The organism is Bradyrhizobium sp. NBAIM08, assembly GCF_020193935.1.
Classification (GTDB): domain Bacteria; phylum Pseudomonadota; class Alphaproteobacteria; order Rhizobiales; family Xanthobacteraceae; genus Bradyrhizobium; species Bradyrhizobium yuanmingense.
The window spans coordinates 1-455 of record NZ_JADYVR010000287.1; the positions used below are offsets into that span (position 1 = coordinate 1).

Consider the following 455-nt stretch of genomic DNA (forward strand, 5'->3'; position numbering starts at 1 on the left):
AAACCGTTTTCAATCGGCACGTCCGCCGTAAAACTTTCAGACTGTTCATAGTCAGCCGGTTCAAAATCTTTGCTGTGACCGTTTTCGTAAATTTCGTCCTGCCCGTCGGAATTCTGGTCGAGAATTCGCTCGGAGATTTCACCGATTTCGTCTACCGACTGAACTTCTTCCAATATCGGGTTGGAAACGATTTCCTGCTGAATCAAATCACTCAGTTCAACGGTCGTCATTTGCAGCATCTCAATTCGCTGGCGCAGTTGCGGAGTCAAGACCATCCGCTGGGATAATTTTTGAGTAAGTTTTAGCGATGACATAATTGGCTGAAATTAAATTAGAAAAGCCTCGCAAATCAATGAAATAAAAATCAGTTGCCGGATTTATTATAACTGTAAGAATGTTAAAAGGGAAAGAGGCAACTTTAGTTCCAAATCGCTTTGATTATTTTTCATCGGCAT

At 41.5% G+C, this 455-nt stretch carries 1 pseudogene; it reads right to left on the reverse strand.

Features of this window, described 5'->3' with window-relative positions:
* A pseudogene (locus I6F37_RS39530) lies at positions 1–269 on the reverse strand (hypothetical protein); the annotation flags it as partial.
* Between the last annotated feature and the right edge of the window lie 186 nt (positions 270–455).